General features: G+C 58.1%; 8 protein-coding genes and 2 tRNA genes. 8 read left to right on the top strand and 2 right to left on the bottom strand.

Annotated features, from left to right (window positions below; all coding sequences use genetic code 11):
• Positions 1-97: 97 nt before the first annotated feature.
• Positions 98-170: transfer RNA gene (locus ACTHV6_RS08460), tRNA-Glu, on the bottom strand.
• A 195-nt stretch (positions 171-365) separates the two neighbouring features.
• Here ACTHV6_RS08460 and ACTHV6_RS08455 point away from each other — a divergent pair.
• The 8 genes from ACTHV6_RS08455 (at position 366) to ACTHV6_RS08420 (ending at position 7607) form a co-directional block, all read left to right on the top strand.
• Entirely contained in the window at positions 366-2060 is a 1695-nt protein-coding gene (locus ACTHV6_RS08455; protein ID WP_441386883.1) for a mechanosensitive ion channel family protein, read from the top strand.
• 61 nt (positions 2061-2121) lie between these two features.
• Positions 2122-2529: a peptide-methionine (R)-S-oxide reductase MsrB gene (gene msrB / locus ACTHV6_RS08450; RefSeq protein ID WP_441386887.1), complete on the top strand. Its 408-nt coding sequence runs from the start codon at positions 2122-2124 to the stop codon at positions 2527-2529.
• Positions 2530-2536: 7 nt separating this feature from the next.
• Complete coding sequence (locus tag ACTHV6_RS08445) at positions 2537-3265, top strand: endonuclease/exonuclease/phosphatase family protein (protein WP_441386881.1); 729 nt, start codon at positions 2537-2539, stop codon at positions 3263-3265.
• Positions 3258-4181, top strand: coding sequence for an AEC family transporter (locus tag ACTHV6_RS08440; protein ID WP_441386879.1), 924 nt, complete (start codon positions 3258-3260; stop codon positions 4179-4181). The genes ACTHV6_RS08445 and ACTHV6_RS08440 overlap by 8 nt, the downstream gene beginning before the upstream one ends.
• Positions 4182-4189: 8 nt before the next feature.
• Positions 4190-5245 (top strand): EamA family transporter, encoded by a 1056-nt coding sequence (locus ACTHV6_RS08435; RefSeq protein ID WP_441386878.1) that lies wholly within the window; start codon positions 4190-4192, stop codon positions 5243-5245.
• Positions 5246-5291: 46 nt separating this feature from the next.
• The gene (locus ACTHV6_RS08430; RefSeq protein ID WP_441386876.1) at positions 5292-6341 is read left to right on the top strand and encodes a lipoate--protein ligase family protein; all 1050 of its coding nucleotides are present in this window, start codon (positions 5292-5294) and stop codon (positions 6339-6341) included.
• A 117-nt stretch (positions 6342-6458) separates the two neighbouring features.
• Positions 6459-6665 carry a CsbD family protein gene (locus ACTHV6_RS08425; RefSeq protein WP_441386875.1) on the top strand — a complete coding sequence of 69 codons (207 nt, stop codon included), beginning with the start codon at positions 6459-6461 and terminating at the stop codon, positions 6663-6665.
• A 264-nt stretch (positions 6666-6929) separates the two neighbouring features.
• Positions 6930-7607 carry a DUF3800 domain-containing protein gene (locus ACTHV6_RS08420; protein ID WP_441386886.1) on the top strand — a complete coding sequence of 226 codons (678 nt, stop codon included), beginning with the start codon at positions 6930-6932 and terminating at the stop codon, positions 7605-7607.
• 257 nt (positions 7608-7864) lie between these two features.
• Here ACTHV6_RS08420 and ACTHV6_RS08415 read toward each other — a convergent pair.
• Positions 7865-7939 (bottom strand) — tRNA-Lys (locus tag ACTHV6_RS08415).
• Between the last annotated feature and the right edge of the window lie 98 nt (positions 7940-8037).

Below are 8037 nucleotides of genomic sequence, written 5' to 3'. Positions count from 1 at the left end.
CGCGACCTCCGCCGTGACAGGGCGGCGCGCTAACCAACTGCGCTACGGGGCCAATACTTTGAGGTATTGACCTCTCGATTCCACAAAGTGGATTCGGTACCCCCAACCGGGTTCGAACCGGTGTCGCCGCCGTGAAAGGGCGGTGTCCTAGACCACTAGACGATGGGGGCCTAACGGGAGCTCCCGCGTTCCTAACGTCTCCGCTTGGTGGAACTCCTAAAGCTTAGACTGAATCGCTTCGTGCTGTCGAATCCAACAGATGTGGACTGTATCACCGCGCATTTGTCACTGGCTTTCCGCTAGTTTCCATAGGGCGAACAGTCTGCCCCTCACCAAGAACATAGGCGGTGCTCTAGCCTTAAGACATGGGGAACGAATGGGCCATTCTGGCGGCGGTTGATGAGACCGAGGGTGTTGACACTGATGAGGTTGTCAGCGCCACGGTAGATGTGGTGACGATTTTGCTGGGAGTGGGCATTGGCTTAGCCGTCGGCCTGATTATCGCCCTGCTTGTCCAGCTGCTCTCTCGGTTCGCCCTGCGCAAGCATCCGATCATTCGGGACACGATACATTCGATCTCCAACTCGTTTGAAGTGACGCTGGGCGTTGTTGGTGCTTGGATTGGGATGCGCGTTGCCTGGCCTGAGGATTCGGGGGAGACCGAAACCCGCTGGCGCTCGATCGTGGATCACGGAATCCAGATAGTCTTCATCTTGGCCTTGACGTGGCTGGTTGCTCGGATCGTCACATCCGTTGAGGACACGGTGCTTGACCGATGGAAGACATCCGAGGATTCGCGCTATCTACGCAAACAGACTCAGCTGGAAATACTCAACCGGATCATAGTTGCGGCGATTTGGCTGATGGGCGTAGCCCTTATCCTCTTGACCTTCGATTGGGGCAGAACGCTCGGAAGCGCACTGTTCACCTCAGCTGGCCTGTTCTCGGTTGTTGTTGGTATTGCCGCGCAAGCAACCTTGGGAAACGTGTTTGCTGGGCTCCAGCTTGCCTTCTCCGATTCGATCCGGATGGGCGACATTGTGGTGTGGGAAGAGACTTTTACGACGGTTGAGGAAATCACCCTCACATATGTTGTGCTGAAATCGTGGGATGGCCGCCGCCTCATCGTTCCATCCAGAGAGATGACGGCGAAGACCTTCGAGAACTGGACCCGGCGCGCTCCCAACCTGCTGGGCAAGGTGGACTTTGACGTGGCGTGGACAACGCCGATTGACGGCATGCGCCGTGAGCTTGACAGAATCCTCAAGCATTCTCAACTGTGGGACGGGGAAACCGGCCTGCTCCAAGTCACCGATGTCATTGGCGGCCGCGTCCTCATCTCCGCGCTACTTTCCGGACGTAATTCAGCAGAGGTCACGGATCTTAAGCTCTATGTGCGCGAAGAGATGGTCAAGTGGCTCCAACACCACGTGGAGGAATACAAGGGCGCCGAAGAATTCGTCCCGGACAGTGAATCGGGAGAGGAGTCCAATGATTCTCAGGCGCTGCCCGGCGTTGCTCCCGGTTTGGTCCTCCCGAGCGACACATCGGTTGTGGATACATTCGATACAGCCGCGAGTGGTCCAACAACTGAGGATGTGACCGCCACCCAGGTGATTAACGCCGCCGATCTCCCTCTCCTTTATCCGGCGCGGGTCCCGGTTGAACAGCGCGAGACAACAGAGCCCACTGAGGACGAGCAACACGAGACCCGCACAACCGGCCACAAGTCCTCGATGTTTAGTGGATCAGAATCAGCCGAGCGCCGTGCGCAAGAATTCTCGGGCCCGGGCGAGGAAGCTTATCAAGAACGTGACGCCGCCTATGAGCGAATGCTCGCCGATGATACTCAGGAAACTCCCGTTGTGGAAGATTCCGCTGATGAGGGTTCCGGAGGCGAGGGTTCGGCCGGTGATAATTCCGGCGAAAAGTCTTCCTCTGACAATGCGGCTTCTTCGACAGCGGCAAGCGCGCCAACCCCGGATGCCCACGCATCCTCTATCACGGAAACTCAGACTATGGACCCCGTCCACGAGCCGGATAACCAGACCAACACGTGACATCAAAGCCTTGAAGAACGCAGAAACTGTAGGAGACGATGAGCAAGTGACTGAGAAACCAATGCTGCCCCAGACCGATGAGGAATGGCGTGCGCTACTGAAGCCGGAAGAATTCCAGGTGCTGCGCGAAGCAGGCACCGAACGCCCCTACACGGGCGAGCTGCTCGATGAATCACGCGAAGGTATTTACCGTTGTAAGGCCTGTGGTCACGAACTGTTCCGTTCGGAAACCAAGTTCGGCGCCGGGTGCGGGTGGCCCAGCTTCTACGATCCCTCCAGTTCCGATGCGGTTGAAACGGATGTGGATTACAAGCTCGGGTATGCGCGTGTGGAGGTGCGATGCGCAAACTGCCACTCGCATCTGGGCCACGTGTTCCCAGACGCTCCCCAAACTCCTACGGGACAGCGCTACTGCATGAATTCAGTTTCGTTGACCTTCGACCCGGAGGATGATTCGGCCCGCAACTAACATGCGAGTGGCAACATTCAATTGTCAAAGCGGCAAGCCCAACGGACTCCTAGCGTCTACCCAAGATATGGGTGTGGTGGAGCAGTCCGCCGCTATGTTGGCTGCTCTGGCCCCGGATATTGTGTGCCTTCAAGAAGTTCGCGGCACCTTGAACACACCATTTTCCGAGAAGGCGGGTGCTACATGGAGTGATGTGGCGCTGGCCCGTCGGCGTTATAACCCACGAAAACCACACGCCGATCAAGGCTACGGAATCGCCATGTACTCACGGCTTCCGGTTCTACGAATGTGGGTGTGGTGGCTACCGAGCTGGCGCTCACCGGTCCGGCGGACGTCCATCGGGACGAGGTTCCGCCTCGAGGAGCAGCGCCGGGCAATAGTGGTGCTCGTGGATTCGGGAACGCGGCCAACGCTCGTGTGTGGAACCCATCTGGCCCCGGGGATCGGCCCCAAGCAGCTAGCTTGGCTGGAATCCAAACTTGACCAACTAGCCCACCGGATCGGCCTTGGCGGTGCCCCGCGAATCATCATGGGAGATCTCAACATCCGCGAAGAGGCTCTGCGGGTCCAATCGCGGTATGCACTGCTCGCGAGCGCCGATACGTATCCGAGCGATGCCCCACGCACCCAGATCGATCACATCATCGGCCAGAACGTGAAAGCGCGGGCGGGCAGCGCGCATCTTCTGCCAATATCGGATCATCGAGCGCTGATCGGAGAGGTGGACTATGGGTGATGTGATTGTCGCATTCTGGTCCCTCATCGCGGTGATGATCGTTGGCTATCTGCTGGCGCGTTACAACATCACTCGCCCTGGCGCTGACAAGGCCCTGACTCGCATCTGCTTCGCGGGTGCCATGCCAGCGATGCTGTTCAATACAGTGGCGCATTCGGACCCTGCGGAAGTGTTTTCCGCAGGCGCCGCCGCCAACGTGCTGGGCGCCGTGATTCTGGCCATCGCCTATGCGCTTGTGGCCCGTTACGTGTTCAAGATGCGAGGCGGCGAAGTAACGATTGGCGCCCTGTGTGCCTCCTACACCAACGCCGGAAATCTGGGCGTTGCCTTCCTCGTGGCGGTGGCGGGGGATGCGGCGGCATCGGCACCCATCATGGTGTTCCAGTTGTGCGTGATGGTGCCCATCGCGTTCGCCTTTCTTGACCGGCAAACCGGCAAGAAGGGCCGCAGCTGGATCAAAACAGTGTTCTCCCCCTTCCTCAACCCGCCGGTGATCGGCGTGCTTCTGGGCCTCGCGGTGGCGCTGACGGGAATCGACATCCCGTCCTTCGTTGCGGCGCCCGTTGATGTGATGGCGAACGCGGCCGTACCAATGATCCTGCTTGCTATGGGCATCTCATGGCGCGGATCTCACATTCCACGGGTCGGCAGGGAATCTGCGCCGCTTTTCTTCGCGGTGTTCTTGCGGTGCATTGCGGGGCCAGCGCTGGCATTTGGGCTGGGCATGGCCTTCGGGATGGAAGGTAATTCGCTGATGGCTGTGACCATCGCGGGTGGTTTCCCCGTGGCCAACAACGTGTTCACGTACGCGCATCGGTATAACGTGGGGATTGAGTTGGCCCGCGATGCCAACATCATCTCCACTCTTGCCAGTTTGGTTATCACTCTTTTCATCGCTTTTCTTTTCCACATGTGAGGCGCAGAATGTCGAATGCTGTAGGTCCAATGGGTCCAGCGAGCCCAGCAGGACCAGGCGGCCCAGCCAGCCCCCAAACTCAGGGCGCTCAGGGAAACCGGTGGGCCCCGTTGTTGATGCTGGGCTCGGGTATTTCCCAGTATGTTGGCGCATCATTCGCCGTTGGGCTGTTCGCTGTGGCACCGGCGATCTCTGTTGGGTGGGGACGTATCGCGGCCGCCGCCATCATCATGCTTGTGTGGCGCAGGGCCCTGCCGCGCCACGCAGACGGCACATTCGATTGGCGGATGCTCGGGCGGGCCGCGCTTTTTGGGATTGTGCTGGGCGGGATGAACCTCAACTTCTACATGGCGATTGACCGAATTCCGCTGGGCACGGCAGTGTCCATCGAATACATCGGCCCGGTTCTCTTGGCTGCCCTCACGGGACGGGGATGGCGGGTCCGTACCGGCATCGTTCTGGCCGCCAGCGGCGTATTCCTCATCTCGTGGGCCGGCGTGGACATGTCCGATCCCACGGTTGCCGCCGGTGTGGGGTTCGTGCTGCTCGCCGGGCTTTTCTGGGCGTTGTACATCTGGATTGGGCGGAAGGTAGCCATCGGTGGGCATGGGCTGGATTCGCTGGCGTGGGCCATGGCAGTGGCCGGCCTGTTCTATGCGCCGCTGGGGGCCCCGGGAATCGGGGCGATCGCCAGCGATTGGAAGCTGCTCCTCGCGCTGCTTGCGGTGGGCCTGCTCTCCTCGGCGCTTCCCTATGGCATTGACCAGATCGTCATGCGCCGGATCTCCGCCGCTACGATGGCGCTCCTGACCTCGCTCCTTCCGGTCACCAGCCTCCTTGTTGGCCTCGTCATGCTTCAGCAGGTGCCGAACTGGGCCGAAGTGGGCGGGCTGATTCTCGTGTCGATTGCTGTGGCGCTCGCGACGGGACATTCCGATGACGGAACGCAGGTGGATGACGGCGCGCAGCTTCCGGGTGATACGCAAGAGGGGAGCATGCCCGAATCGTCGTCGTCCCCATCCCCATCAGAACCACCCACGGACCCGACCCCTCCCGTAGCGTGAGCATTCCCATGGCATGAACCCTGCTCGATTGGGCCAGAATAGAAGTATGCATGGTGAGTACAAAGTCCCCGGTGGCAAGCTTGTTGTTATTGATTGCGACGTCAAAGAGGGCGTCCTATCCAATGTGCAGCTCTCGGGTGATTTCTTCTTGGAGCCGGATGAGACGCTGATCCGGATTGTGGGAGCGATCGAGGGAGCTCCCGAGGAAGCTACGGCTCATCAGCTGGCCGAGCGTATCGAAGGAGCGATTCTGCCATCGGACGTCCTGTTCGGGATTACGGCAGAAGCCGTGGGAATTGCGGTGCGCCGGGCTCTGGGGCGCGCGCTGAGCTGGGATGATCTTGATTTTGAGGTGATTCACGGTCCCGTCGTGAACCCGATGATCAACGTGGCGATGGACGAGACACTCGTGGAAGACGTGGCGGCCGGGCGCCGCAAGCCATTCATGCGCATCTGGGAGTGGGACGCCCCGCAGGTGGTGATTGGCTCCTTCCAGTCCTATCAGAACGAAATCGATCAGGAAGGCGTGGATCTGCACGGCATTACGGTCTCACGCCGGGTCACTGGCGGTGGTGCGATGTTCATGGAACCGGGTAACTGCGTCACCTATTCGCTGGTGATTCCCACGGCGCTGGTGGACGGCCTGAGTTTTGCGCAGTCCTATTCCTTCCTCGATCAGTGGGTTCTGGAAGCCCTTGAGAAGGTCGGGGTCAAGGCCCACTACATTCCGCTGAACGATATCGCCTCCGAAGTGGGCAAGATCGGCGGCGCCGCACAGAAGCGTTGGGCCAACGGTTACATGGTTCACCACGTGACGATGTCCTACGATATCGATGCCAACAAGATGATGGACGTACTGCGCATCGGGGGCGAAAAGGTGCGGGACAAGGGCCTGCGCAGCGCGGTCAAGCGCGTGGATCCCATGCGTTCGCAAACCGGCATGGCCCGCGAGGACATCATCGATGTGTTCTTGGACCACTTTGCCCAGAAGTATGGCGCCGCCCGCGGCGAGATCACGGCGGAGGATCTGGAAACGGCGCGCGAGCGCTGCAAAGTCAAGTTCGCTACCGAGGAATGGGTGCACCGCCTTCCGTAGTTTTTTGACGACGACGACGGCGAACCTACGTGGCTATTAGCTGAAAGCATTGCTATAAAACATGGCTCGGGCTACATTCGAGAGTGTCATTAACCTACTAGGCAACGGAGGAAACTCATGGCGCAAGACGACAAGTTCGATAAGTTTGCTGGCAAGGCGAAGGAAACCGCAGGTAAGTTCACTGACGATAAGGATCTCGAAGCCGAAGGCAAGGTCCAAGGCGCAGAAGGCAAGGCGAAGGAATTCGTTGACGATGTCAAGGCGAACGCTGGCGCCCTCAAGGACCGCGTTGAGCAGGAAATCAATGACCGCAAGGGCAAGTAAGTCCAGCTAAAGACTAGAGATGTGGCGCCACCTTCCGGGGTGGCGCCACACTTTTTCTGGCTGCGGCGCGACACGCTATGTTGCGGGGTAACGTTGCTGGCAGTATGGGGTTGATGGCCATGATGATGAACGTTCGCAGCAAGCGGTCTTGTCGGTGGCACTCTGTAAAATGATCTTACTGCCGGTGCTTAGGAGCGTCTGATTGTGAATGTAAGAACTTGGTCGAACAACTTTCGCGCGCCTGCAGATACACCGGTTTCTGATATGTTCATCGATGAGTCAGGTTCTAAGTCTTCTCATAGCAAGTTCTTCGTTCTAGGTCTTGTGAAAGTACGGGATAGTGGCCAACTAATGCGGGAATTGCGTGGCGTAAGAGAGCGCCACCATTTTAAGGGCGAGTTCAAATTCTCTGCCGTAACTCGCGATACGAAGCAAGTGTACTTTGAGGCAATCGAACAACTAGCTCAAGCAGATGTGCGAATTGGGGCATATGTCTTTGACAAAGCAACCGCCGATCCTTTCCAAGGCAGGCAAGCGTGGGAAGCGCAACGAGAGTGTGTTTCCAAGTTGGTTCGTGGGAACACGAATCGAGGAGAGCTGCTCTCTGCTCATCTGGATTTGATCACAACGCCATCTGGTGTGTCCCTAGCTGACCAAGTTAAAAGCCAAGTCAATCAGCAGCTGCAATGTATGACGGTGGTTTCGTGTCTGGATCTCGATTCTCGATCAACTGATGGGCTCCAGATGGCAGATCTAGTAGCAGGATCTGTTTCATATGCGCGCCGCGCTTGGTCTGGGGAATCACCGGATCTTCCTGGACAGAGATCCGATAAGGGTGAGCTGGCGCAGAGGTTGCGTAGATGTTTTGACTTAGAATCATTCGACGATACAACGCTAAGGAGCGGAAGAGTTAACATACGTACCGCGGGATTTGGCTGCTAAATGAGTCGCTCATACTCATTCAGCCAAATGCTGTTGACGGCTCAGTGTTAGAAGGACTAGCCTACTTGTATCGGTAGCCGAGGTCACCGACCCACAGTTATCGGTCCAGTCCAGATCCCCGATCTGCAGCTGGTGATATAGCGTATGGTTTACGCTACTACAAAGCATTAGGATGCCCGAGGTTTTAGGACCTCGGGCATCCCTCATGGTATTTGGGGTTAAGTGTCAGAACGCGTTGCTCAGAGGCGTGTGTTGTTTGGTAGGCCCACTGGGATTCGAACCCAGAACCAGCGGATTAAAAGTCCGATGCTCTGCCGTTGAGCTATAGGCCCTCTGCTGAACTGAGGCTCAGCGCTTCTATAATATACGCGCCGGGGAGGGCATACGTCACGTTGGGTGCACGTGACGTTGCGCCTAGTGGTGAAGAATG

This window comes from Ancrocorticia sp. (genome assembly GCF_052089425.1).
Lineage (GTDB): Bacteria > Actinomycetota > Actinomycetes > Actinomycetales > Actinomycetaceae > Ancrocorticia.
This window is presented reverse-complemented; position numbering and strand designations above follow the sequence as displayed.